Here is a 22995-nt window from a genome sequence, read left to right as displayed (position 1 = left end):
TCACCTCTGCGGGAGCGAGCCATGAACATCGCCAGCGTGCGTCGGCCCATCGTCCCTCCGACCCCGCCGCGTGCGCCCGACGACATGTCGTTCCTCGGCCGGCTAGCCGTGATCAAGCGGAACATGATCGCGACCTGGGGCCAGCGCGCCTACGAGGAAGACGTCATCGAGGGCCGCTTCTTCTTCCGCAACAGTTTCATCCTGAACCAGCCGGATGCGATCCGGCATGTCCTGCTCAGCAATTACGAGAATTATTCGCGTACCCCGGCGGGCATCCGCATGCTTCGTCCCGTGCTCGGCGACGGTCTTCTGATTGCGGAGGGCCATTCGTGGACGTTTCAGCGCCGCACTCTCGCGCCGGCGTTCACGCCGCGTGCGACGGCAAATCTCGTTCCGCACATGACGGCGGTGCTCGACGAGACCATCGCGAAGCTGGACGGGCGAACGAGCGAGCCGATCGATCTGCGCGAGATCATGCAGCGCATGACGCTGGAGATCGCCGGACGCACCATGTTCTCGTTCGGCATGGACCGGCATGGTCCGACCTTGCGCAACTTCGTCATGGAGTATGGAGCCCGACTCGGGCGGCCGTACTTGCTCGACATGGTGCTGCCGCTGTCCTGGCCGAGCCCCATGGATTTTGCCCGCGCCCGTTTCCGCAAGCGCTGGACTGAATTCGTCGCGATGCTGATCGCCGAGCGGCGGGAGATGGGCAAGAAAGCGGGCGCGCCGCCGCGCGATCTTTTCGATCTCATGGACGAGGCGCGGGACCCCGAAACCGGCAAAGGCTTTTCGGACGAGCAACTCGTCGACGAAGTCGCAACCATGATCCTCGCGGGTCACGAGACCACGGCGACCGCGCTGTTCTGGGCGCTCTATCTGCTCGCCCTCGATCCCGATACGCAGGAGGAGGTCGCCTCCGAGACCCGCGGCGAGCACCTCGACAGCATGGTCGATATCGATCGCCAGAAGTTCACCCGCGCCGCGATCGAGGAGACCATGCGGCTTTATCCGCCGGCCTTCCTGATCGCCCGGGCCGCGCGCGAGAAGGACAACGCGGCCGGCGTCGCCATCGGCAAGGGCGACATCATCATGATCGCGCCGTGGCTGCTGCACCGGCACGAGAAGCTGTGGGATCAGCCGAACGCGTTCATTCCAAAACGCTTCATGTCGACGGAAGCACCCGATCGGTTTGCCTATCTGCCCTTTGGCGCGGGTCCGCGCGTCTGCATCGGCGCACCATTCGCGCAAGCCGAATCCGTGCTGGCGCTGGCCCGGCTGATCGGTGCGTTCCGTGTCGAGCTTGCCGATACCAGCCCTGTCATTCCGCTCGGCGTCGTCACGACCCAGCCGGACCGTTCGCCGCTGTTCCGCATCACGCGTCGGTGACAGGCGTTCGCCTGGCGGACGGCGTGATCCACACCAGATAGAGTTGCGCCATGAGCGATATCCAGGCCCAGTTTTCCGTTCTGAAGCAGACCGCCGATGCGAAAGTGGTCGACGCGATCGCGCGCCTCATCGAGGACGGCGAAGATCACGAGCTCAACCGCGTCAATGTCCTCGATTTCGCGAAGCAGCACGGTCTCGATGAAGAGCACGCGATCTCGGCATTCCTGCATTCGGCGCGGCTCGGCCTGTTCGATCTGGGTTGGAATGTGCTGTGCCCGGGCTGCGGCGGCGTGTTGGGTGCGCACTCGACCCTGAAGGCGCTCAAGCCCGATGATTATCATTGTGCGCTGTGCGCCTGCGGCTACAAGGCCTCCGTCGATGATCAGGTCGAAGTCTCCTTCACCGTCAATTCACGTGTCCGGCGCATTGCGGCGCATGATCCTGATACGCTTCCGGTGTGGGAGTACTTCAAGCAGGTGTTCTGGAGTTCCGGCGTCGACTTCAACAAGGAATCGTTCGCGACGCTCGCCAACGAGGTGACGCTGGATACGATGGAGCTGCCGGCCGGCGAGAAGGCGACCATGTCGCTGCAACTGCCGAACGATTTCATCATCATCTTCGAACCGGTGACTCACGCGGCCCATTTCATCGACGTGCAGGGCGAGCCGACCAAGGACCGTCAGCAGCTCGCCATCATGTACAACAGGGTGCAGGCGCCGACGGGAACCACGACCATGCGGCCGGGCCCGCTGCGGCTGTCGCTGGAGAACCAGGCCGGCGTACGCGTGCTGCCGTCGGTCTTCATCGCGGCCGAGGCACTCCATCACCTCATCGGCAAGCGCAAGCCGTTCCTGACCGCCAAGCGGATGCTGTCGAACCAGACGTTTCGCGACGTGTTCAAGGCGGACAATCTCAGTCTCGACCAGCGGCTCCAGATCACCTCGCTGACCTTCCTGTTCACCGATCTGAAGGGATCGACCGCACTCTATGAGCGCGTCGGCGATCTCGCCGCCTTCGACCTCGTGCGCGCGCATTTCCATGCACTGCTCGAGATCATCTCGTCGGAGAAAGGCGCGGTGGTGAAGACCATTGGCGACGCCGTGATGGCGACCTTCGTCCGTCCCGAGCATGCGATCGCGGCGGGTTTGCGGATGCGCGCGGCGATGGACGAGCTCAACAAAAAGCGCGGCACCGCCGATCTCATCGTCAAGATCGGCATCCACGAGGGTCCGTGCCTCGCGGTGATGCTGAACGAGCGGCAGGATTATTTCGGCCAGACCGTCAACATCGCCGCCCGCGTGCAGAGCCTCTCGACCGCGCAGGAGATCCACATCACCGGCCCGGTGCTCGATGCACCGGCAGTCGCCGAAGTCCTCAAGCAGCGCGAAATCAGGCCGATCCAGAAGCAGGCCGCCCTGCGCGGCATCGCCGACAAGATGGTGGTGTACGAGATACCGTGAGGTGTTGCCCCCCACATCGTCCTGGCGAAGGCCAGGACCCATACCGCGGAATCTATCGATTGCGGATGGTCGGCGTACCGGACCACAACCAGTCTTCGCCAAACTACACCCTGGGGTAATGGGTCCTGGCCCTTCGCCAGGACGACGTCGGAGAGACGATTTAGCCGCCCTCCAGAAACCAACGCTCCCAGATTGCCGAAACGTAATGCGGCGCGCGGAACTGACGCACGTTGCGCCGGTTGGGTTTCCTGCTCATATAATGCTGGTAGCAGTCGCGCTCCGCGGCTTCATCGATTTCGGTAGGACCTTATGCTCGACGGCCTGCGCCAATTCATCGCCGACATTGTTGCTCCCCATGCCCAGGAGCGCGCATTCGGTGACAGTGATTACCGGCTGGCGGCGACCGCGCTGCTCGTTCACGTGATCTCGCTGGACGGCCAGCCGACTGCTGCCGAGCAGCGCAAGTTGCACAGTCTGATCGAAAGCCACTTCGGGCTCGATCGCGGCACCGCGGATCGCCTGATCGCGGATGCGACGGAGGTCGAGGGCGAGGCGGTCGACCTCTATCACTTCACCAGCATCATGATGCGCTCGCTCGACGAAGAGGGCCGCAAGCGCGTCGTCCAGATGATGTGGGAGCTGGTCTACGCCGACGGCCAGGTTACCGAGTTCGAGGATAATGTGGTCTGGCGCGCTTCCGACCTGCTCGGGATTTCGCAACGCGACCGGATCGACCTGAAGCACGCGGTCGCAGATCGTGCCGGCGGCCAGGTCAAGGACGACGCGGTCGGTGGGTGATCCGTGCCAACACCGCCAATTGACGGTTGTGCAGGTCACATGACGAAACTTTAATGTAGCCTCGGGCTGTCCGGGTTCCGGATTTCTCCTGTAAATCCGTGGTTTGCCTGCTTCCCCCGTTTCCCGCTCAAGTGGCTATGCGGCGGCGCCGCTTGCCTGTCGCGCTCGGCCTATGCTCTCGTTCCAGCATTCCGGGGCCAAAAACTTCAATTCAAGAGATCTCGATCGTGACTGAGCGGGTAACGTTGATCACCGGTGCCTCGGCGGGCATCGGCACGGAGCTGGCGCGTGTGTTCGCCGCGAACGGACACCGTCTTGCGCTGACGGCGCGACGCGCGGACCGGCTCGAGGCGCTCGCGAACGAGCTCGCCGCCAACGGCGGCAAGAAGCCGATCGTGATCGCCTGCGATCTCCAGGACGCGGATGCCGGCGAGAAGATCGCCGCCGCACTCGCTGCCGAAGGCGTCGAGCTCGACAATCTCGTCAACAATGCCGGCTTTGGCGTATTCGGTGACGCAGTTGAGCGCGACCGCGTCGAGCAGGTCGGCATCGTGGACGTCAATGTCCGGGCTCTGACGGATCTGTCGCTGCGCTTTGCCGATCAGCTGATCAGGAACAAGGGCGGTCTTCTCAACGTCGGGTCGGTCGCCGGCTTTCTGCCCGGCCCCGGCATGGCCGTCTATTACGCGTCCAAGGCTTATGTCATTTCCTTCACCGAGGCCTTGCGGGCGGAGCTTGCACCGCGCGGCGTTCGCGTCACCGTCCTTTGCCCGGGCCCGGTGCCCACCGAATTCCAGGCCCGCGCCCGCGTTGGCTCCGGACATGATACGGCCCTTCTCAATGTTCCTGCCGCCGAGGTCGCACGGCAGGCCTATCGCGGCCTGATGGCCAACAAGCGGGCAGTGCTCCCCGGTCTGGGCATCAAGATCGTGCCATTCGCGCTGCGCTTCTTCCCGCGCGGCTTCATCCTGTCCGCCACCAGCCGATTTCAGAGGCAAAGGCACTAGAGAGAGCTCTCGGTCCGCAATGGCCCGGAGCTTGCTTTCTATCAGGCGTGTGTGTGCGCAAACTCACACGAAATTAACGATCGCTTAGTTATGCTGGCGGTCTGAACCGATAGCACTCGCAGAGACCATGTCGTTCCGGACGAACAGGTTTGGTGGCGCAGAAGTGGTGCCCTTCCCCAGAAGGACGCCGGACGTCGCCGCCTCCGAAACCCGGTTGCCGGTTCTGATCATCCTGCATCAGGAATCCTCGACGCCTGGCCGCGTCGGTAATGCGCTGCGCGCGCTCGGCCATCGTCTTGACATCCGCCGTCCCCGGTTCGGCGATCCGCTGCCCGAGACCCTCGACCAGCATGCCGGCGCTGTGGTCTTCGGCGGTCCCATGAGCGCGAACGATCCCGACGACTACATCCGCCGCGAGATCGACTGGATCGAAATTCCGCTCCGCGAACAGCGGCCGTTCCTCGGCATCTGCCTCGGCGCGCAGATGCTGGCGAAGCAGTTGGGGGCCCGCGTCGCGCCGCATGCCGACGCGCTGACCCAGATTGGCTACTATCCGATTCGCCCGACAGCAGCGGGACACGGGCTCTGCCCGAATTGGCCGGCGCGGGTCTATCATTGGCATCGCGAAGGCTTCGAGTTGCCGGTTGGCGCTGAACTGCTTGCCGAAGGCGATGATTTTCCGGTGCAGGCATTCCGCACCGGCAACGCTTTCGGCGTGCAGTTCCATCCCGACGTGACCTACGCGATGATGCATCGCTGGACCACCCGGGGCTATGACGGTCTCAGCGCGCCCGGCGCGCGACAGCGGCATCATCATTTCGCGGACCGTGCGATCTACGATGCCGCGGAACGCGCCTGGCTCGATCATTTCGTCGACGGCTGGCTGACGCGCCGGCCGTTGCTGGCGCAGGCGGCCGAGTGATCGCGCCTTAGCACAAGCTCTTCTCATCCCCTTGTATGGTAGGCTCGTTGTCAACGTGCGCGCGCGAAACTGCGCCGGCAAACAAAGGGAGAGCGCCATGGGCTACGAACACATTCTCTATGAGGTCAGCGACAAGGTCGCGACCATCACGCTCAACCGTCCCGACCGCATGAATGCGTGGACGCCCATCATGGAGCGCGACGTGCGCCATGCGATGGAAGCATCGAGCGCCGATGACAACGTCCGCGTCATCGTCATCACCGGCGCGGGCCGCGCTTTCTGCGCCGGTGCCGACATGGACGCGCTGAAGGGGCTCGACCCCGATGATGTCAGGCGCGCGTCGAACCTGCCGCCCTTCGACATGAACCGGCGGCCCGACTGGCAGACGCGCTATGGCTTCTACCCGTCGATCGGAAAGCCTGTCATCGCCATGCTCAACGGCGCAACCGCCGGCATCGGCCTCGTCCACGCGCTCTATTGCGACCTGCGCTTTGCCGCCGACAACACCGTGTTCACCACCGCCTTCGCGCGGCGCGGCCTGATCGCCGAGCACGGCATCAGCTGGATGCTGCCGCGAATCGTCGGCCACGCCAATGCGATGGATCTGTTGCTCTCGGCACGCCGTGTTTCGAGTGACGAGGCGCTGCGGATCGGGCTGGTGAACCGGCTCTGCTCGCCCGAGAAGCTGCGCGAGGAGACTTACGCCTATGCGCGCGACCTCGCCGATTTCGTCTCGCCGAGCGCGATGGCCGTGATCAAGCGGCAGCTCTACGAGGTGCCGTTCCAGACGCTGGCGGAGGCGACGATCGAAGCCAATCGGGACATGATGGTAGCGCTGAACGGCAGCGATTTCCGGGAGGGAGTCGCGAGCTTCATGGAGAAGCGGCCGCCGAGGTTTACGGGGAAGTAGGAGGGATTCGTCGGCAGTCCGTCTTCGCCCTGCGGGCTACGCCGCGGCAGCCTTCGCTCGTTTCGCTACGAGGGACTGTCCGGGCTTGCCGAGCCGTAGCTCGCGAAGCGAGCGAAGGCTGGTGGAGCCAGGCGGGATCGAACCGCCGACCTCGTCATTGCGAACGACGCGCTCTCCCAGCTGAGCTATGGCCCCTTTTGTAGGCCGCTCTGGTCAATGCGGCCGACAACCGGGCGCCATTTAAGTCCCCGCCAAGGTCAAGTCAAGGACGGCTGTAACCCGGTTTTAGCCATCCCGGCACCGACTTCCCTTGTTTGGACCGGGGGGAACCGATATCTAGCAAAAGACGTCAATCCCGACCGAAGCCAGAGTTTTTAAAAGCCATGCGTGCCGTTCTCGACATCGTCATCATCGTGCTCGACCTCTACGTCTGGCTGCTGATCGCGTCCGCGATCCTGTCCTGGCTGATCGCCTTCAACGTCGTGAACACCCGCAACCAGTTCGTGTCGGCAGTGGCGGAGTTCCTGTACCGGATCACGGAGCCGGTCCTGGCGCCGATTCGCAATTTCCTGCCCAGCCTCGGCGGCCTCGACATCTCGCCGATCATCCTGATCCTGCTCATCATGTTCATCGAGCGGGTGATCCTGTATTACATCTACCCGAACGTGATCTAAGCAGGCTGGAGCGCCCTGGGTTGCCAAAGAACCTTGTCATCAAGGAACCTTGGCGTTACGGGGCCGCAGGTATCAGCATCGCGCTGCGGGTGACGCCGCGCGGCGGCCGCGACGATATCGACGGGATCGAGCAGCTCTCCGATGGCCGCAGCGTGCTCAAGGTGCGTGTGCGCGCTATCGCGGATGGCGGCGAGGCCAATAAGGCCGTTCTGGTGCTGCTGGCGAAATCGCTGGGCGTGCCGAAGGCCAGCGTCAAACTCCTGTCGGGAGCGACCTCGCGGCTGAAGCAGATCGCGGTCGACGGCGATCCGGCGCGGCTCGGCGAAGCGCTGCGCCTGCTCGCATCAGCCAAATCGACGGACTGAGGGAACTGACATGACCGCCAAGATCATCGACGGAAAAGTCATCGCCGCGGAACTTCGCGCCCGCGTCGCCGACGAGGTCGCACGCGTCAAGCGCGAGCACAATCTGGTACCGGGCCTTGCGGTCGTTCTGGTCGGAAGCGACCCGGCCAGCGAGGTCTATGTGCGCTCGAAACACACCCAGACCCAGGCCGCCGGTATGGCCTCGTTCGAGCACAAGCTGCCGGCCGACGTCTCGCAAGCAGATCTCCTGGCGCTCGTCGCAAAACTTAACCGCGATCCCGCCGTGCACGGTATTCTGGTGCAATTGCCGCTGCCCAAAGGCCTCAACACCGAGGCCGTCGTCAATGCCATTGATCCCGCTAAGGATGTCGATGGGCTGCATCCGAACAATGCCGGCCGCCTCGCAGGCGGCTTCGAGGCGCTGTCGCCCTGCACGCCGCTCGGCTGCATCATTTTGACCAAGAGCGTGCATGCCTCGCTCGAAGGCATGAACGCCATCGTCATCGGCCGCTCCAACCTCGTCGGCCGCCCGCTGGTGCAGCTGTTGCTGAACGAGAACGCCACGGTGACCATCGCGCATTCGCGGTCGCGTGACCTGCCCGGGCTCGTGAGGCGCGCAGACCTCGTCTACGCCGCGGTCGGAAAGTCAGAGATGGTGCGCGGCGACTGGCTGAAGCCGGGGGCGACCGTGATCGACGTCGGCATCAACCGGATCCCGAAGGACGACGGCAAAACGCGTCTCGTTGGCGATGTTGCCTATCAGGAAGCGCTCGCCGTGGCTGGCGCCATCACGCCGGTGCCGGGCGGCGTCGGTCAGATGACGGTCGCGTGCCTGCTCGTGAACACGTTGCGCGCGGCCTGCGCGATCGCAGGGCTGCCGAAGCCGGCGGTGTAGGTTTTCTTCACCTCGCCCCGCTTGCGGGGAGAGGTCGATTACGAAGCGATCCCTCTCCCCGTAAGAACGGGGCGAGGGAGCACACCATCGCTCGACGCGGTAGCTTTACCCGTTCTTCTTCTTCTCGCGATCGATGCCTTCGAGGATCAGCTTGTGCGCATCCTCCGGGCCGCCCCAGCGCAGGATCTTCACCCACTTGCCGGGTTCGAGATCCTTGTAGTGTTCGAAGAAGTGCTGGATCTGCTGGAGCGTGATATCCGGCAGGTCGGAATACGACTTCACCTTGTCATAGCGCTGGGTGAGCTTGGACGAGGGCACCGCCAAAATCTTCTCGTCGCCGCCGGCCTCGTCTTCCATGAACAGCACGCCGACCGGACGCACGCTCATGACCGCGCCGGGGATGATGGCGCGGGTGTTGATGATGAGGACGTCGCAGGGATCGCCGTCATCGGACAGCGTGTGCGGGATGAAGCCGTAGTTACCGGGGTAACGCATCGGGGTGTAGAGGAAACGATCGACCACCAGCGTGCCGGCTTCCTTGTCCATCTCGTATTTGATCGGTTCGCCGCCCACGGGGACTTCGATGATGACGTTGACGTCGTGGGGTACGTTTTTCCCGATCGAGACCGCATCGATACGCATTCAAGGCTCCGTTGTTGCCAAGGTTAAATCGCACCCGGCAGCGATTTTGGCGCTGTCATACGCGGGCTTGGCCCGCTGATCCATCGCGTTTTTGTGAAATAATGAATCCAGCGATCACCGGCTCAAACGGCAACGGTATCGACGGAAGGGAAACGCTGCCGAGCGGACTTCAGCAGCTCAATTGGTCCAAGCGAAGGCAACCTTGTCGAGCGACTTCGGCCCGAAACGCTCCGAGGAGCGCGCCACCATGCGGCCGCCCAGGGCACGGTAGAACTCGGTGGCCGGATCGTTGTCCGAGAGCGCCCACACCACCATGCTCTTCAGGCCGCTCTGCATCAGGTCGCGGCGGGCCGCGGTGAACAGCCGGCGGCCAAAGCCCAGGCCCTGGAATTCGGGACGCAGATAGAGCTCGTAGACCTCGCCGTCGAAATGCAGGCTGCGGGCGCGGTTGCGGCCGTAATTGGCGTAGCCTGCGATCTTGTCGCCGAACACCAGCACGCTGACGCGGCTGCCCTTGCGGATCGCACTGTCCCACCATTGCGGACCGCGGCGGTTGATCAGCTTCTCCAGTTCGGCGCCGGGAATGATGCCCTGATAGGCGGAGCGCCAGGCTTCGTCATGGGTGGACGCCACCGCAGTTGCATCTGCGGCTTTGGCCGGCCGGACCTCGATCAGGGTTGTGCTCATGGACGTGATCAAACCAAGTCGCCGCGCCGGCGGCAAGACCTATCGTTAATTATCGGTTAACGTGTGGACTTTCTGCATCAGTATTTGAACCATGTTGTACCGAAAAAAGACAAGACGCCGATTCGAATGGCACCGGGGTGCTCTGCGCCGGTGCAAAACCGCTTTGCGGCAACGAATGGACGGCAATGGCAACGCAGAAAGTCTGCCGATATTGATTCGTTCCTACTAGTGTGACCGTCGCAGTTCTCGCCTCCGGCAATTCATGCGGCTCCTCAATATCTTCGTGCTTCTGCCTTTGTTGGCCTTGCTGACTGCGTCGCCTGTGTGCGCTCAGGTCACTTTTGGTTCGTCCGGAGCGGAGGGCGATCCGTTTCGCCGGCAGCAATGGCGCGTGCCATCGCCGGATACCGACATCGCCGCCCATGCCCTGCTGTTTCGCCCGCCGGGTGCCGGCCCGTTCCGGCTTGCGGTGATCGCGCACGCATCGACGCAAAACGCCTTGCGGCGTGCGCAAATGCCCCAGCCGGAATACCGCGCACTCGCTGCATTCCTCATCGCGCGCGGCTTCGCCGTGCTGGTGCCGGAACGGCTCGGCCATGGCACAACGGGCGGGCGCTATATCGAGGACCAGGGTGGCTGCGACGAGGCGGACTATGTGCGCTCGGGCCGTTTAACGGCCGACGAAATCGCGCTCGCGCTGGACGATGTGCGAAAGCAGGATTTTATCCGCAAGGACGCTGCGATCGTGATCGGCCATTCCGCCGGCGGTTGGGGCGCGCTGGCGCTCGCGAATGCCGATCCGAAGGCGATCTCCGCCATCATCGCCCTTGCGCCGGGCCGCGGTGGCCATGCCAATGACGAGCCGAACCGGATCTGCGCGCCGCATACGCTTCTCGCGGCGGCGGCGGAATTCGGCAAGGCCGCGCGCATCCCCGTCACGTGGCTCGTTGCCGTCAATGACAGCTACTTTGCACCGTCATTTTCGCTTGCGTTGGTCGACGCGTTTCGGCGCAGCGGCGGCAAGGTCGAGTTCCGTGCGCTGCCGGGCGTGGGCAGCGAAGGGCACTGGATGATCGAGAGCGAGGCCGGCGTCAAATCCGCGAGTGCCGAACTCGATCGCGCTCTGAAGCCGGCGGCTGGCAAAAAGCCATGACGCTGCATTTCCTGATATTGGATAATCGCTGATGCCCAAATGGCCTGACGATGACGTCATCCTGTTCGATGGGGTCTGCATTTTCTGCTCGCGCTGGGTCCGCTTCGTCGCCAAACGTGACACGGCGAAGCGATTTCGCTTCACGCCGATCCAGTCTGACTATGGCGCCCGGCTCGCGCGCACGTTCGGCATCGATCCCGCTGATCCCGACACCAACGCCGTGGTTCACGGCGGCGAGGTGTTCATGAAGTCGGACGCCGCGCTGACGGTGCTGTCGCAGCTCCCCGGCTGGGGTTGGGTGCGCGCGTTGTTCGCCGTGCCCAAGCCGCTACGGGACCCGCTCTACAATCTCGTCGCGCGCAACCGCTACCGCATCTTTGGCAAGTATGATTCGTGCTTCGTACCGGATGCCGATTTGCGGGCGCGGGTGATCGAGTAATTCGTCATTGCGAGCGCAGCGAAGCGATCCAGGCTGCCGCTGCGGAAAGATTCTGGATTGCTTCGCTGCGCTCGCGATACGAGTGTGTGGTTACGGTTTGCCCAGAACTCCTAGCGCTTCCTGTGCCGCCCGTTCGCCGCTGTCCCTTGCCCCGTGCGCCGTCGAGAAAAAATTCGGCGACGTCGCTTCTCCTGCAAAGAACAGCCGCCCATCCACAGGTGCCGCCAGCACGGCGCGGTCACCGGCGTGGCCCGGCAGCGCGTGCGAGTAGGAGCCTCTCGCGAAGGGGTCGTGGGCCCAGCGCGACTCGTAGAGCGGCTTCAGCTTTCGCCTGATATCGTTGCCGAGAAGGCCTGCGATCTCGTCGATGCCCTGCGCGGCAATCGCGCCTTCGCCGGCGTCTTCCAGTCCGCGTGCAAAGCTGCCGCCGAAAAAGCCTTCGATGCAGGGCTGGCCGAATGGGCGGATATGATAGGTGCCCATGTCGGTGCGCATTGTGGCGCCGCGCAAATTGCCTTCCTTCGGGAAGGCCTCGGCATCGTCGAGCGCCAGCGTCACCTTGTCGTCGACCCCGAGCGGCAGGCCGGCTGCGGCATCGACCTTGGCGGGGGAAGGTGGCGAGAACCGGATGGCCTCATTGGCGATGAGATTGGTCGGCACGGTGACGATCACCTTGTCGGCGATCAGCGTGCCCCGGGAGGTTTCGACGCGGATGCGTTGGCCGGAATGATCGATCACCGTGACGTTGCAGTTCAGCGCCACCGGGCAGGGCGCGCCATAGGCCGCGATCAGAGCGCCGTAGCCGCGGCGGACGCGCCAATTGAGGTCGCTGTCCTCATAGGCGTCCCAGTCCAGTGTGGACATGTCCTTCAGTTCGCAGCCGTTGATATAAGTCGAGATCGCGTCGATCATGGGATTCCAGCGATTGCCAGGCTCCAGGCTCAGGCTGGCCGGCTCGTCCTTGCCTTTCTGCGCGGCCTGCCAGAGCCGCTCGTAGAATGCGTCCATCGCGCGCATGAACTCGTCGCGCTGGCTCTGCGGAAACGCGTTGCCATAGGCGCGCTCGCGCCACGGCGGCAGGTCCTTGTTGACCTCGAAACCGAGCTGATTTGCGATCGCGGCAAAGGAGTTCTGGTCCGCCGAATGCAGCCAGCCGCAGCCGACGTCGAAGGTCACCTCGGGCGAGGCCTGCACCGTCCAGGCTCGGCCACCAAGCCGGTCGCGCGCCTCGAGCACGATCACGGAGAGGCCGGAGCCTGCCAGCGCATGCGCCGCGCCGAGGCCGGCGGCGCCCGCACCGATGATCGCGACGTCAACGGAGGAGGGAAGGGAGCTCATGGGCGGGCTCTAGCACGTTCGCAAAGAGTGCTGAAGCCGGGCGGACACACAGCTCACGTGTCCCGGACGCGGTGCGGCGTGTAACGCCGCTCCGCAGAGCCGGGACCCAAGGTGATGTGGAGGTTGTGAGAGTAACTGGGCCCCGGCTCAGCAGCGCATCACTGCGTGCTGCGCTGCGTCCGGGGCACGAGGGCGGTAGCTTAAGCCACCGCTTCCTTGGATTTTTCCGCGCGCTTGCGCTCGTTCGGGTCGAGGTGCCGCTTACGCAGGCGGATCGACTTCGGCGTGATCTCGACCAACTCGTCGTCCTCGATATAGGCCAGCGCCTTTTCCAGGGTCATGCGGATCGGCGGGGTCAGGCGCACCGCTTCATCCTTCGACGTGGTTCGGATGTTGGTGAGCTGCTTGCCCTTGAGCACGTTGATCTCGAGGTCGTTGTCGCGGGTATGCTCGCCGACGATCATGCCCTTGTAGACCTTCCAGCCCGGCTCGATCATCATCGGGCCGCGATCTTCCAGCTTGAACATGGCGTAAGCCACCGCTTCGCCCTGGTCGTTGGAGATCAGCACGCCATTGCGGCGGCCCTGGATCTCGCCCTTGTACGGCGCGTAGCCATGGAACAAACGGTTCATGATCGCGGTGCCGCGGGTATCGGTGAGCAGTTCGCCCTGGTAGCCGATCAGGCCGCGCGTCGGCGCGTAGAACACCAGCCGCAGGCGGTTGCCGCCGGACGGCTTCATCTCGATCAGCTCGGACTTGCGCTCGCTCATCTTCTGCACGACGACGCCGGAATGCTCCTCGTCGACGTCGATGACGACTTCCTCGATCGGCTCCAGCGTGGCGCCGGTGGCCTCGTCTTTCTGCAGCACGACGCGCGGACGCGACACCGAAAGCTCGAAGCCCTCGCGGCGCATGGTCTCGATCAGGATCGCGAGCTGCAATTCACCACGGCCCGAGACTTCCATCGCGTCCTTGTCGGAGGCTTCGACGACCCGCAGCGCGACGTTTCCTTCGGACTCGCGCAGCAGGCGGTCGCGGATCATGCGGCTGGTCACCTTGTCGCCTTCGGTGCCCGCGAGCGGCGAGTTGTTGACGATGAAGGACATCGAGACGGTCGGCGGATCGATCGGCTGCGCCACCAGCGGGGTGTCGACCGACGGATCGCAGAAGGTATCGGCGACTGTGCCCTTGGTCAGGCCGGCGATCGCGACGATGTCGCCTGCCTCGGCTTCGTCGAGAGGAGTGCGCTCAATGCCGCGGAAGGCGAGGATCTTGGTGATGCGGCCGGTCTCGATGGTCTTGCCGTCGGCGCCCAGCACTTTCACGGCCTGGTTCGGCTTGATCGAGCCTGAGGAGATACGGCCGGTGATGATGCGGCCGAGATAGGGGTTGGCCTCCAGAATGGTGCCGATCATGCGGAACGGGCCTTCCTCGACGGTCGGCGGCGCGACATGACGCACGATCAGGTCGAACAGCGGCTGCATGCCGGCTTCGTGCGACCCATCCGGGCTCTCGGCCATCCAGCCTTGCTTGGCCGACCCGTAGAGGATCGGGAAGTCGAGCTGCTCCTCGCTGGCGTCGAGCGCCGCGAACAGGTCGAACACCTCGTTGATGACTTCGGTCGCCCGCGCGTCGGGACGGTCAACCTTGTTGATCACGACGATCGGCTTCAAACCGACCTTGAGCGCCTTGGAGACCACGAATTTGGTCTGCGGCAGCGGGCCCTCGGCGGCGTCGACCAGCACCAGCGCGCCGTCCACCATGTTGAGAATGCGCTCGACCTCGCCGCCGAAATCGGCGTGGCCGGGGGTGTCGACGATGTTGATGCGGGTGTCCTTCCACTGCACCGAGGCCGCCTTGGCCAGGATGGTGATGCCGCGCTCGCGCTCCAGATCGTTGGAGTCCATGGCGCGCTCGGTCACCTTCTGGTTCTCGCGATAGGTGCCGGATTGCTGGAGGAGGCGGTCGACCAGAGTCGTCTTGCCGTGGTCGACGTGGGCGATGATGGCGATGTTGCGAAGGTTCATGAGTGAGCTTCTTTGCGGTCGGACAATGGGTTAAGCGCGATCTCGCCGGTCAGACCGGGACCTCTTCTCGAAACAACGCTTGAAGACTGGAAACGGGGCGCTTTCCGCCCAAAAGGGAAAGCCCGGCATATCGACCGGGCACCCTACGCGTTGCGGCGCAATATAGGCAAAAACGGCCAAAAAACAATGTGTTCTTTGGCCGTTGGTTGATTGAATTTTATCCGGGGATTCCCGGGGGTTACGCGAAAAGCCGGGCTCAGCCGCGCCGGCCCTTGATGGCGGCCCAGATCAGGGCGACCCCGCCGAGCCCCACGACCAGGCCCAGGAACACCAGGGGCGCGACGTCGGAATCGATCCGGCCTCTGTCGGATATCGAGATTCCGCCGAACAGGAGTGCACAGGCGCCGGGCAGCAGCAGGATGATCCCGAAGATCGCCATGAGCGCGGTCAGGCAGCCGCTGCGCTTGTTCGGCGGGGCAGGAGGCGGTCCCGGGGGGGCTGGCGGCGTGTCGCTGATGCTCATGCCTGCAGGGCTCCTTCGGTTGACTGCGCTGCCAGTTCGGCGCGGATGCCGTCGATCTTTCCGTTCCGGTAGAACAGATTGTAGGTGTCGAACGGGATGATCGCGCCGTTCTCGGTGACGAAATGGATGCAGCTGCGCTTGACGTTGCCGACGCAGAAATTGAAGCGGTCGAGAAACTGCACGATGGTGACGCGGAATACGTTCTCGTACGTGATGCCCTGCGGTACCTCGAAGCTCGGCAGGCAGCACAACAATTCGCAGACGCGCTCGCTGGTGTTCAGCGGTCCCGAGGACAGCGAAAACAGATCGATGAATTTCTCCCTCAGCGCCGGATGCTTCTCCGGGCTTATCGTATTGGGCAACAATGCGACGAGTTGCTCCTGCGGGATCAGCGAGGTCAGCGGCAGCACTTTGTCGCCGTTGCGCAGGCCGTACCCGATCGAGATGCTTTCGGGGTTGCAGGGCAGCGGGATCATGTCCTTGTCGCCGAACACGCCGGTTTCGACCACGCGCTTGCGGATCTCCGACAGCATGATGCGGTCGGTGTTCTTGTCGAAATTCTCGTTGCGGCCGGCATCCTGCACCGGCTGCAGCGTGACGCCGCGCACGCACTTCCAGGTCAGCGCATGGCGAACGATGTCGCCGATCTCGGCATCGTTGACGCCGCGCTTGATGGTCGCCACCAGCGTGGTCGATACGCCGTAATGCTCGAGATTTTCCAGCGCCTGCTGACGGATCTTGCGCAAATCGGCGCCGCGCAGATTGATCAGCGCGTCGCGTTCGAGCGAGTCGAACTGGAGATAGACCTCGAGCCCGCGCTTGTTCTCGGCGAGCCGCGCCACGAAATCCTTTTCGCGGGCGATACGCAGGCCGTTGGTGTTGATCATGACATGGCGGATCGGGCGGGCGCGCACCGCATCGAGGATCGCGAAGAAATCCGGATGCAGCGTCGGCTCGCCGCCGGAGATCTGCACCAAATCAGGCTCGCCCTCGCTCGCGACCAGCGCATCCAGCATTCGCTCGATCTTGGCCAGCGGCGTGAAGCTGGTCCGCGCCGGCGAGGAATCGGCAAAGCACACCGGGCAGGTCAGATTGCAATGCTCGGTGATCTCGATCAGGGCCAGGCAGGAATGCTGCTCGTGGTCGGGACATAGGCCGCAATCGTAGGGGCAGCCGAATTCGGTATGCCGTTGAAAGGCTAGCGGCCGGTCGCCGGGCTTGATGAAATCCTTGCACAGGCGCCAATAGGCTGCGTCCGTCGAGACCAGCGTGGACTGGACGCCATGCTCCTTGCAGCGCTTCTCGTACCAGACCTCGTTGTCGAGGATCTGGATCTTGGCCGGCACCAGCTTCAGGCAGGTCTCGCAGAGAGATTGAGTCTGGCCCCAGAAGATATAGGGGCGCGACTTACGCAACGGCGCGTTCATGCATGGGTCTCGCTTTGGGCGCCGTCGCCAGCATGACGACAGCGTAGAGCAGGATGGACAGCGACAGCACGTGAAACAGCGTGAAGGGGCCGATCAGCGTGCCGTAGGGCTTGAGGAATTCCCACAGGAAGCGCTGTGCGCCATAGTAGACGAGGACGAGGTAGAAACCATTGGTGATCACAAACGCGCTCCGGTTCAAGACCGCCACCACGTAGAGCAGCGCGAATACGCCCATCGCGGCGCTTTCGTACAGCTGCACGGGATGCCGAAGGATGCCGTCGCCGAAATCATGGCCCCAGGGCCATGCCGCCGGCGTGCCGTAGGTGAAATCCTCAAGGCCCGCGAAATAGCAGCCGAGCCGGCCGATCGCGATGCCGAGGGCCAGCGGCAGCGCAAAACGGGCGCCGGTTCGCACCGTGATCCCTGCGGACCATTTGTAGAGCTCGATCGCCGCGATGCCCCCGGCGAGCGCGCCCTCGACCGAGCGCGCAATGCCGCTCTGGCCCGACAGCCACAGATTGGCGGAGCCGAACAGATAGGCGCCGAGGCCCGCACCGAACACCAAAGCGGCGAGGTAGGACCGCTCGAAGGATTGCGCCGGAAACAGCAAGCCCTGTCGCGACAGCCAGTACAGCGCCACGGCCGCAGCCAGCCATGCTGCGATGTCGAAGAGAGTGTGAAGGAAAGCCCCGCTCATGCGGGGGGACATTAGCCCAGGTTCCCGCCCGGCGGGATAGTGCGGCCGCTTCTTATCCCCGAAGAGGAGCGAGGCAGGTGGCTAGCCGGCTTGCCGCTCTTCGGTCGGATAGACCCCGCGCAGCACCTCTTCGAAGTGCAACTTCACGGCCTCGTTGCACATGCAGGCGCGCAGGCGCAGGCCCTCGCGGTTGCGGACCAGGATCGATCCGCGCCGCGTGTCGAGCACGCCTTCCGCCTTGAACGACTGGAGCACGCGGCTGGCATAGCTGCGGCCGACGCCGAGCAGCGTCGCGAGCTGTTCGTGCGTCAGAGGCACGCTGCTCTCATCGCCGGTCCGCTCCATCGCCGCCAGCATCCATTTGGCGGTGCGCTGCTCGATCGAGTGAATGGCGTTGCAGGCGGTGGACTGGAAAATCTGCGCCAGCATGCAGTCGGCGTAGCGAGCGAAGACATGGCGCAACGAGGGCGAGCGCTGCTTGGCGGCCTCCAGCTTGCCGACGTGAATGCGCGCAAACGGCCCGCCGAATTTCACGCAGATCCGGGTGTAGGCCGGTAAAAATCCTTCGCTGACGATGCCGCCCACCGCGCCTTCGCGGCCGACCAGGATGGTCTCGACGTCGCGGCCGTCCTCATTGGGAACGAGGAAGGTCGCAAGCGATGGTCCGCAGGGAAAGTGGACGACCTGGACGTCATCGCCGGGGTTGTAGAGCAATTCATTCGCCGCTGCGCTTTCGAGCATGACATGTGGCGCAAGCAGGGCGAAGTCGGCCGGGCTCAAGCGCCGCAGCAGATTGTTGGTCGGCCGGCTGTCGATCTCGGTGGCGTTGCTGGTCCGCGCGTCCATCTCAAACTCCCATCCGCCTCCACCTTAGCGAGTTCCGTCGAGGTCCTGTGTGCACAAGTGGACAGACCTAATAACTGTAATGTGGTGGGTTTCGTTCCGGGAACCCTCCGCGCTGGGTGCAGGCGTCGTGACCGGTATCCCAGTCAGAGAAACCTCATGCTCCAAGTTACGATGATGGCACCCGCCGTTTCCGATAGTTCAAATTGTCCTGCCGATGTTCTCATCGTCGAGGACGATCCGATCATCGCGATCGACTTCGAGGATCGCCTGCTCGGATTTGGCGTGAAGAGCGTGCGCACGGTAGGTTCAGTGGCGCAGGCGCTGGCCGCGATCGCGGCGCGCGTCCCCGGATTCGCCTTGCTCGACGTCGGATTGAGTCGCGAGAACAGCTTTGCGGTGGCCGAACGGCTCGCGGCGCTGAAAATTCCGTTCGTCTTCGTTACCGGCTACGGCGCTGACGCGCGCATCCCGCCGGAATTCGCCAGCCAGCCGCGTCTGCAGAAGCCGTGTTCGAGCGACGCGCTGGAGGCGGCGCTCCAGGTCCGCGCGGCGGACTAGCGATACGGCGTCAGGCCTGCTTCGGATCGAGCGTGGTCGACCACAGCGCGACGTCGGCGCGGTCGCGCAAGGTCACCGTCATCTGGCCGGAAGCGCCGTCGATCTTGACGTGTCCGAAGAACTGCATCCCGGCGGACGGCGGCAGGTTCTGGTTGTCTTTCCCCGGCGCCTTGACGAAACGCACCTCCGGCCCAAACGTATTGTCGAGCGCGTTCGGACCGAATGTGCCCGCGTGAAGCGGGCCCGACACGAACTCCCAGAACGGCTCGAAATCCTGGAATTGCGCCTTATTCGGATCGTAATAATGCGCGGCGGCGTAATGCACGTCCGCCGTCAGCCACACGGTGTTGCTGACCGGCGCCATCTTGATGAAGCGCAGGATGTCGGCGATCTCGAACTCGCGGCCGCGCACTGGGCCGTCGCCCTGCGCAATGGCTTCCGATCCACCCTTCGGCGTGTCCGACACGACGAGGCTGAGCGGCATGTCGGAGGCGATCACTTTCCAGGTCGCGCGCGAATTCAACAGGCCGCGCTTGAGCCAGGCGGTCTGGTCCGGGCCGAGGAAATAGCTGGCCGGGTCGTAAGCGGTTTCGAGGTCGGGGCCATTCGGGCCGCGATAGCTACGCTCGTCGAGCACGAACACGTCGAGATGGGGACCATAGGAGATCTGCCGATAGACCCGGCCGGGCTCGACGATGCTTTCGCGCATCGGATACATCTCGTGGAAGGCACGGCCTGCGCGGGCCGCAAGCAGCGCGATGTCGCGCTCCTTGTAGGTCGCGGGCAGCTCCTTCGACAGCGACCAGTTGTTGGTCACCTCATGGTCGTCCCACTGCACGAAGATCGGCACTTCGGCATTGAAGGCGCGAAGATTGTCGTCGGTGAAATTGTATTTGTGCGCGGCGCGGTACTCGTCCAGCGTCTCGGCGACCTTGGCCTTCTCGGGAATCGTGACGTTCTTCCAAATCTTGCCGTCGGCGAGCTTCACCTCGGACTGGATAGGGCCGTCGGCATAGATGGTGTCACCGGAGTGCAGGAAGAAATCCGGACGGTGCTTGCGCATCGCCGAGAAGGTGAACATGCCGCCGTCGTCGGGGTTGATGCCCCAGCCTTGTCCTGCGACGTCGCCGCCCCAGACGAAGCTGACGTCACGGCGGTCGGCGGGCGCGGTGCGGAAGCGGCCGGTCACCGGCTCGCCCTCCACCGCGGTGTGCGAAAGATCGCGGAAGCGGACGCGATAGAAAATGTCCTGTCCGCCCGGCAGGTTTTCGATCAGCATCTTTGCGGTGAAGTCGCTCTCGGGCAGCGCCGCGATCGGCGGCAGTGCGCGGGCATCCCTGAACGACTCCGTCGTCGCCACGTCGACCAGCATCTGTGCGGGCCGGTCGGTACGCGCCCAGACCACCCCGCCGTCGACGGTGACGTCGCCCGACTGCACGCCATGGGTCACCGCCGGCCGGTCGGCCGCGCGAGAGAGATGGGGCATTGCGACCGCGCCGAGCGCGCCGGCACTGGTCGTCAGGAAATTGCGGCGGGAGAATTTGATGTTCATGGGACGGTCTCGATATCGCGTGAGGCGGCCGTCCAGGGCGGCCGCCACGGTGAAGCCCGACGCTATATTGAGACAATGTGACGCAGCGATAACGGGTGCAAGCGCTTACGCGTTGCCCGCGGCCCGGAATTGCGCGCCGGTGCGCTGCAGGTTCTGTGGCAGGCTGAACAGCACCGCCTTGCGGTCGGCAACCGCCGCATGGAACTGGTCGAGCGCAATGTTGAAGGCGGTGAGCGCGCCTTCCTCGATCGCGCCGTGGTCGTAGCAGCGCAGCGTGTCGCGCAGGATCTCGTCGGCCTCGGTCTGCATCTGATCGAGATCTTCGGTCGTTTCGCTCTTTCGAGCGGCGGTGATCATGTCGAGCAGCCGCTCGCGCAGATGGCTGTTGTTGTCGCGCTCGTCCTTCTTCAGATAGCCTGCAAACCAGGCGCCGATCGAGCCCATGGCCGAGAGCGCCATCAGGGTCCACCAGATGTAATCGCTGTATCTGTCGAGGAAGGTCTTTTCCTCGCCGTCGACGAAAGCGGCGGCGCCGGGATGCACGGGAATCACCGCATCCTTGTCGGTGTCGGGCGTTTCGATCTTCGCCGCCAGCGGGAATTCCGTCACCAATTGCTGGCGCACGGAGAACAGCTGGCGCGTGAACGCCGCGATGGTGGTTTCGGACACAGTTTTGCGCGCCACGATGTGGTGCGAGAAGCTGATGGTCTTGACCTCGTCGTCGGGGCGATCGGGCGAGCCGCCGTAAGTGCCCGCGGGAATTTCGGCCGCTTCATAGACCGGATGATTTTGCGCGATCGCATCCGCGGAATCGATCGCGAGAAAGGTTGGCGTGCCGAAATCCTTGGTGGAGGCGGCGATCGCCTCGGACGTGATCTTGCTGTTGACGGGACCGGCCGCGAGATAGGCATCAGCCCTCTGGGCCTTGATCGCCTCGACGGCTTCGCTTGCCGGGTATTGCACGATCTCGACCTTGGCGGGATCGACGCCGTATTGCTGCAGGATCACTTTGAGCAAATTGACGTTGGCCTGGGTGCGGCCGACCACGCCGACCCGATGTCCGGCGAGCTGCGCGATCTTGGTGATCTTCGGACCCTTCTTCTTGCCCTTGCCGGACACGGACCACAGCACCACGACGTTCTTGCGCAGGGTCGCAACCGCTTGCGCGTTCTTCGGTACGTCGACGTCGCCGCGCACGATGGCGAGGTCGGCCTTGCCTTCCGCGAGCAGATTGGCGCTAGCGGTGGCGCCGTCGGTCTGGATCGGGCGCAGCCGCACAGAACTCTTGTGCTGCGCGAAGGCCTGGGTCAGTGCCTGCACGACCTTGACGTCATCGCTATTGGCGGGGCCGACCGCGATCTTCAGCGTCACCGGCCGCATGGCAAAATAGTAGCCGCCGGCGAGCGCGCCAACGATCGCGAGCACCAGCGCGAGAGTCACGAGCGCCGTCTTCCGCGCCGATGATCGCGGCGAGGGCGGGGTGGGCGCTTCGGCCAGGTCCAATCCCCCGGTCATCGATCTCCCGAACAGTCGCTTGAGGCTCAGTTTCATCTTGGCCGGCGATTTACGCCCGCAAGTGTAGCAAATTTCTTGTCCGGCAGGGTTACATCTCCGTCATGGTTAGCGGATGGGGTCTAATCCCGTATGAACCCGGGGCGTCGGTGCGGTGTTAGGGTAAAGTTCCCCTGAAGGACGGAGGCGATGATGGCAGAACGGCTCTCGGCGGAGGCGCGCAGGCAGGCGCTGGATGGACTATCTGATTGGACCGAGGTTCAGGGACGCGAGGCGATCGGGAAAACCTTTGTCTTCAAGGATTTCAACGAGGCGTTCGGCTTCATGACCCGCGCGGCGCTGGTCGCCGAGAAGATGGACCACCACCCCGAATGGCGCAATGTCTACAAGACGGTGGAGGTGGTGCTGTCGACCCATGACGCCGGCGGCGTCACGGCGCTCGACATCGCGCTCGCCAAGGCGATGAATGCCATCGCCAAGCTGACACCAGGCTGACGTCTTGCAGGGCCCGGGCGCGTCCCCATCTTGTGATCAGCACGGGATGCGGCGATCTGCCACCCCAGGCTGGAACGGGGAGTTTGTCCGAACATGGCTGCCGAACACAGCGTCGGTTTCGAGCCGGCCGACCGGCTCGCGGAAGATCGTGAGAGCGTGCGGCGCCGCTTCTGGCGCAAGCTGAAGCGTGTCGCCGCGCAGCTGCCGTTCGCGGAGGATCTGCTCGCCGCCTATTACTGCGCCTTCGACCGGCAGACGCCGCGCCATGTCCAGGCGTCGCTGCTCGGGGCGATCGCTTATTTCATCCTGCCGTTCGATTTCGTCCCCGACGTGATGCCGATCCTCGGCTTCACCGATGACGCCGCCGTGCTCGCCACTGCGATCCGCATGGTCGCCAGCCACATCACGAACGAGCATCGCGAAGCCGCCCGCGCCGCGCTGAAGCGCGGGGTGGATGAGGTGGACGTGGAAGCCGCGCAGTAGCTGTCGCCGCATACTCCGCTGTCATTCCCCGCGAAGGCGGGGAATCCAGTACGCCGCGGCCGCCTTCCGATTGAACCATAACCGTCTCGGAATGCTGTCATGGGCCCCCCCCGCGGGGGGGGGGCGGGGGGGGTGGGGGGGGGGGGGGGGGTTTTGGTCGGGGGGGGCGGCCGGTGGGCCGGCCCCCCCCCGGCGT

Annotated in this window: 24 protein-coding genes and 1 tRNA gene; 14 read left to right on the top strand and 11 right to left on the bottom strand. The window is 64.1% G+C overall.

Annotated features, from left to right (window positions below; translation table 11 throughout):
* The first annotated feature begins 21 nt into the window (after positions 1 to 21).
* The 6 genes from AC0L3A_RS31995 (at position 22) to AC0L3A_RS31970 (ending at position 6486) form a co-directional block, all read left to right on the top strand.
* Positions 22 to 1389 (top strand): cytochrome P450, encoded by a 1368-nt coding sequence (locus tag AC0L3A_RS31995; protein ID WP_354201553.1) that lies wholly within the window; start codon positions 22 to 24, stop codon positions 1387 to 1389.
* A gap of 50 nt (positions 1390 to 1439) precedes the next feature.
* Positions 1440 to 2849, top strand: a complete 1410-nt coding sequence (locus AC0L3A_RS31990) for an adenylate/guanylate cyclase domain-containing protein (RefSeq protein WP_247474935.1) — start codon at positions 1440 to 1442, stop codon at positions 2847 to 2849.
* A 309-nt stretch (positions 2850 to 3158) separates the two neighbouring features.
* Entirely contained in the window at positions 3159 to 3647 is a 489-nt protein-coding gene (locus AC0L3A_RS31985) for a tellurite resistance TerB family protein (protein ID WP_473255851.1), read from the top strand.
* Positions 3648 to 3874: 227 nt separating this feature from the next.
* Positions 3875 to 4654, top strand: a complete 780-nt coding sequence (locus AC0L3A_RS31980; protein ID WP_473255850.1) for an SDR family NAD(P)-dependent oxidoreductase — start codon at positions 3875 to 3877, stop codon at positions 4652 to 4654.
* 127 nt (positions 4655 to 4781) lie between these two features.
* Complete coding sequence (locus AC0L3A_RS31975) at positions 4782 to 5576, top strand: glutamine amidotransferase (protein ID WP_007598714.1); 795 nt, start codon at positions 4782 to 4784, stop codon at positions 5574 to 5576.
* Positions 5577 to 5673: 97 nt separating this feature from the next.
* Positions 5674 to 6486: an enoyl-CoA hydratase gene (locus tag AC0L3A_RS31970; protein ID WP_007598716.1), complete on the top strand. Its 813-nt coding sequence runs from the start codon at positions 5674 to 5676 to the stop codon at positions 6484 to 6486.
* A gap of 119 nt (positions 6487 to 6605) precedes the next feature.
* On the opposite strand, the gene AC0L3A_RS31965 is transcribed toward AC0L3A_RS31970, so the two are convergent.
* Positions 6606 to 6681, bottom strand: a tRNA-Ala gene (locus tag AC0L3A_RS31965).
* A 188-nt stretch (positions 6682 to 6869) separates the two neighbouring features.
* Here AC0L3A_RS31965 and AC0L3A_RS31960 point away from each other — a divergent pair.
* From AC0L3A_RS31960 to folD, 3 genes are read left to right on the top strand one after another with little or no spacing between them, the layout of a single operon-like run.
* Positions 6870 to 7160, top strand: coding sequence for a YggT family protein (locus AC0L3A_RS31960; RefSeq protein ID WP_007598721.1), 291 nt, complete (start codon positions 6870 to 6872; stop codon positions 7158 to 7160).
* Positions 7161 to 7180: 20 nt separating this feature from the next.
* Entirely contained in the window at positions 7181 to 7525 is a 345-nt protein-coding gene (locus AC0L3A_RS31955) for a DUF167 domain-containing protein (RefSeq protein WP_007598722.1), read from the top strand.
* A 10-nt stretch (positions 7526 to 7535) separates the two neighbouring features.
* The gene (gene folD, locus AC0L3A_RS31950) at positions 7536 to 8420 is read left to right on the top strand and encodes a bifunctional methylenetetrahydrofolate dehydrogenase/methenyltetrahydrofolate cyclohydrolase FolD (protein ID WP_007598723.1); all 885 of its coding nucleotides are present in this window, start codon (positions 7536 to 7538) and stop codon (positions 8418 to 8420) included.
* 105 nt (positions 8421 to 8525) lie between these two features.
* On the opposite strand, the gene ppa is transcribed toward folD, so the two are convergent.
* The gene (ppa, locus tag AC0L3A_RS31945; protein WP_211394934.1) at positions 8526 to 9062 is read right to left on the bottom strand and encodes an inorganic diphosphatase; all 537 of its coding nucleotides are present in this window, start codon (positions 9060 to 9062) and stop codon (positions 8526 to 8528) included.
* A gap of 177 nt (positions 9063 to 9239) precedes the next feature.
* Positions 9240 to 9749, bottom strand: a complete 510-nt coding sequence (locus tag AC0L3A_RS31940) for a GNAT family N-acetyltransferase (protein WP_007598725.1) — start codon at positions 9747 to 9749, stop codon at positions 9240 to 9242.
* 262 nt (positions 9750 to 10011) lie between these two features.
* Here AC0L3A_RS31940 and AC0L3A_RS31935 point away from each other — a divergent pair, with 262 nt between their 5' ends.
* Positions 10012 to 10902: an alpha/beta hydrolase family protein gene (locus AC0L3A_RS31935; protein WP_473255849.1), complete on the top strand. Its 891-nt coding sequence runs from the start codon at positions 10012 to 10014 to the stop codon at positions 10900 to 10902.
* A 31-nt stretch (positions 10903 to 10933) separates the two neighbouring features.
* Complete coding sequence (locus tag AC0L3A_RS31930; protein ID WP_354129458.1) at positions 10934 to 11341, top strand: thiol-disulfide oxidoreductase DCC family protein; 408 nt, start codon at positions 10934 to 10936, stop codon at positions 11339 to 11341.
* Between the two features lie 90 nt (positions 11342 to 11431).
* Here the strand turns inward: AC0L3A_RS31930 and AC0L3A_RS31925 are convergent, their stop codons facing one another.
* The 6 genes from AC0L3A_RS31925 to AC0L3A_RS31900 all read right to left on the bottom strand — a co-directional run bounded on the left by AC0L3A_RS31925 (position 11432) and on the right by AC0L3A_RS31900 (position 18199).
* Positions 11432 to 12679 (bottom strand): flavin monoamine oxidase family protein, encoded by a 1248-nt coding sequence (locus AC0L3A_RS31925; protein ID WP_354129459.1) that lies wholly within the window; start codon positions 12677 to 12679, stop codon positions 11432 to 11434.
* Between the two features lie 200 nt (positions 12680 to 12879).
* Positions 12880 to 14706 (bottom strand): translational GTPase TypA, encoded by a 1827-nt coding sequence (typA, locus tag AC0L3A_RS31920; RefSeq protein ID WP_007598731.1) that lies wholly within the window; start codon positions 14704 to 14706, stop codon positions 12880 to 12882.
* A 256-nt stretch (positions 14707 to 14962) separates the two neighbouring features.
* Positions 14963 to 15229 (bottom strand): hypothetical protein, encoded by a 267-nt coding sequence (locus AC0L3A_RS31915; RefSeq protein WP_007598732.1) that lies wholly within the window; start codon positions 15227 to 15229, stop codon positions 14963 to 14965.
* Positions 15226 to 16656: a radical SAM protein gene (locus AC0L3A_RS31910; protein ID WP_473255848.1), complete on the bottom strand. Its 1431-nt coding sequence runs from the start codon at positions 16654 to 16656 to the stop codon at positions 15226 to 15228. Before AC0L3A_RS31910 ends, AC0L3A_RS31915 begins: the two co-directional genes overlap by 4 nt.
* On the bottom strand, positions 16637 to 17353 hold the full coding sequence (locus AC0L3A_RS31905; RefSeq protein ID WP_354201560.1) for a prolipoprotein diacylglyceryl transferase family protein: 717 nt from the start codon (positions 17351 to 17353) through the stop codon (positions 16637 to 16639). Before AC0L3A_RS31905 ends, AC0L3A_RS31910 begins: the two co-directional genes overlap by 20 nt.
* 81 nt (positions 17354 to 17434) lie before the next feature.
* Positions 17435 to 18199: a Crp/Fnr family transcriptional regulator gene (locus AC0L3A_RS31900; protein WP_007598738.1), complete on the bottom strand. Its 765-nt coding sequence runs from the start codon at positions 18197 to 18199 to the stop codon at positions 17435 to 17437.
* Positions 18200 to 18355: 156 nt separating this feature from the next.
* Here AC0L3A_RS31900 and AC0L3A_RS31895 point away from each other — a divergent pair, with 156 nt between their 5' ends.
* Positions 18356 to 18757, top strand: coding sequence for a response regulator (locus AC0L3A_RS31895; protein ID WP_473255847.1), 402 nt, complete (start codon positions 18356 to 18358; stop codon positions 18755 to 18757).
* 10 nt (positions 18758 to 18767) lie between these two features.
* Here the strand turns inward: AC0L3A_RS31895 and AC0L3A_RS31890 are convergent, their stop codons facing one another.
* Together AC0L3A_RS31890 and AC0L3A_RS31885 are read right to left on the bottom strand one after the other, a co-directional pair.
* Complete coding sequence (locus tag AC0L3A_RS31890) at positions 18768 to 20309, bottom strand: alkaline phosphatase D family protein (RefSeq protein ID WP_473255846.1); 1542 nt, start codon at positions 20307 to 20309, stop codon at positions 18768 to 18770.
* A gap of 105 nt (positions 20310 to 20414) precedes the next feature.
* Complete coding sequence (locus AC0L3A_RS31885; RefSeq protein WP_219681851.1) at positions 20415 to 21860, bottom strand: TAXI family TRAP transporter solute-binding subunit; 1446 nt, start codon at positions 21858 to 21860, stop codon at positions 20415 to 20417.
* 153 nt (positions 21861 to 22013) lie between these two features.
* Here AC0L3A_RS31885 and AC0L3A_RS31880 point away from each other — a divergent pair, with 153 nt between their 5' ends.
* Entirely contained in the window at positions 22014 to 22316 is a 303-nt protein-coding gene (locus AC0L3A_RS31880) for a 4a-hydroxytetrahydrobiopterin dehydratase (protein WP_473255853.1), read from the top strand.
* 93 nt (positions 22317 to 22409) lie between these two features.
* The gene (locus AC0L3A_RS31875; RefSeq protein ID WP_007598747.1) at positions 22410 to 22799 is read left to right on the top strand and encodes a YkvA family protein; all 390 of its coding nucleotides are present in this window, start codon (positions 22410 to 22412) and stop codon (positions 22797 to 22799) included.
* Positions 22800 to 22995: the final 196 nt, after the last annotated feature.

The organism is Bradyrhizobium sp. MI1.3 (assembly GCF_055811695.1).
The sequence above is the reverse complement of the archived record's forward strand: the minus strand, read 5'-3'. Positions and strand labels throughout refer to the sequence as shown.

Coding starts and splice junctions, on each gene's coding strand:
- AC0L3A_RS31995 (WP_354201553.1), top strand. CDS start 22: ATGAACATCGCCAGCGTGCGTCGGCCCATCGTCCCTCCGACCCCGCCG.
- AC0L3A_RS31990 (WP_247474935.1), top strand. CDS start 1,440: ATGAGCGATATCCAGGCCCAGTTTTCCGTTCTGAAGCAGACCGCCGAT.
- AC0L3A_RS31985 (WP_473255851.1), top strand. CDS start 3,159: ATGCTCGACGGCCTGCGCCAATTCATCGCCGACATTGTTGCTCCCCAT.
- AC0L3A_RS31975 (WP_007598714.1), top strand. CDS start 4,782: ATGTCGTTCCGGACGAACAGGTTTGGTGGCGCAGAAGTGGTGCCCTTC.
- AC0L3A_RS31970 (WP_007598716.1), top strand. CDS start 5,674: ATGGGCTACGAACACATTCTCTATGAGGTCAGCGACAAGGTCGCGACC.
- AC0L3A_RS31960 (WP_007598721.1), top strand. CDS start 6,870: ATGCGTGCCGTTCTCGACATCGTCATCATCGTGCTCGACCTCTACGTC.
- folD (WP_007598723.1), top strand. CDS start 7,536: ATGACCGCCAAGATCATCGACGGAAAAGTCATCGCCGCGGAACTTCGC.
- ppa (WP_211394934.1), bottom strand. CDS start 9,062: ATGCGTATCGATGCGGTCTCGATCGGGAAAAACGTACCCCACGACGTC.
- AC0L3A_RS31940 (WP_007598725.1), bottom strand. CDS start 9,749: ATGAGCACAACCCTGATCGAGGTCCGGCCGGCCAAAGCCGCAGATGCA.
- AC0L3A_RS31935 (WP_473255849.1), top strand. CDS start 10,012: ATGCGGCTCCTCAATATCTTCGTGCTTCTGCCTTTGTTGGCCTTGCTG.
- AC0L3A_RS31930 (WP_354129458.1), top strand. CDS start 10,934: ATGCCCAAATGGCCTGACGATGACGTCATCCTGTTCGATGGGGTCTGC.
- AC0L3A_RS31925 (WP_354129459.1), bottom strand. CDS start 12,679: ATGAGCTCCCTTCCCTCCTCCGTTGACGTCGCGATCATCGGTGCGGGC.
- typA (WP_007598731.1), bottom strand. CDS start 14,706: ATGAACCTTCGCAACATCGCCATCATCGCCCACGTCGACCACGGCAAG.
- AC0L3A_RS31915 (WP_007598732.1), bottom strand. CDS start 15,229: ATGAGCATCAGCGACACGCCGCCAGCCCCCCCGGGACCGCCTCCTGCC.
- AC0L3A_RS31910 (WP_473255848.1), bottom strand. CDS start 16,656: ATGAACGCGCCGTTGCGTAAGTCGCGCCCCTATATCTTCTGGGGCCAG.
- AC0L3A_RS31905 (WP_354201560.1), bottom strand. CDS start 17,353: ATGAGCGGGGCTTTCCTTCACACTCTCTTCGACATCGCAGCATGGCTG.
- AC0L3A_RS31900 (WP_007598738.1), bottom strand. CDS start 18,199: ATGGACGCGCGGACCAGCAACGCCACCGAGATCGACAGCCGGCCGACC.
- AC0L3A_RS31895 (WP_473255847.1), top strand. CDS start 18,356: ATGCTCCAAGTTACGATGATGGCACCCGCCGTTTCCGATAGTTCAAAT.
- AC0L3A_RS31890 (WP_473255846.1), bottom strand. CDS start 20,309: ATGAACATCAAATTCTCCCGCCGCAATTTCCTGACGACCAGTGCCGGC.
- AC0L3A_RS31885 (WP_219681851.1), bottom strand. CDS start 21,860: ATGAAACTGAGCCTCAAGCGACTGTTCGGGAGATCGATGACCGGGGGA.
- AC0L3A_RS31880 (WP_473255853.1), top strand. CDS start 22,014: ATGGCAGAACGGCTCTCGGCGGAGGCGCGCAGGCAGGCGCTGGATGGA.
- AC0L3A_RS31875 (WP_007598747.1), top strand. CDS start 22,410: ATGGCTGCCGAACACAGCGTCGGTTTCGAGCCGGCCGACCGGCTCGCG.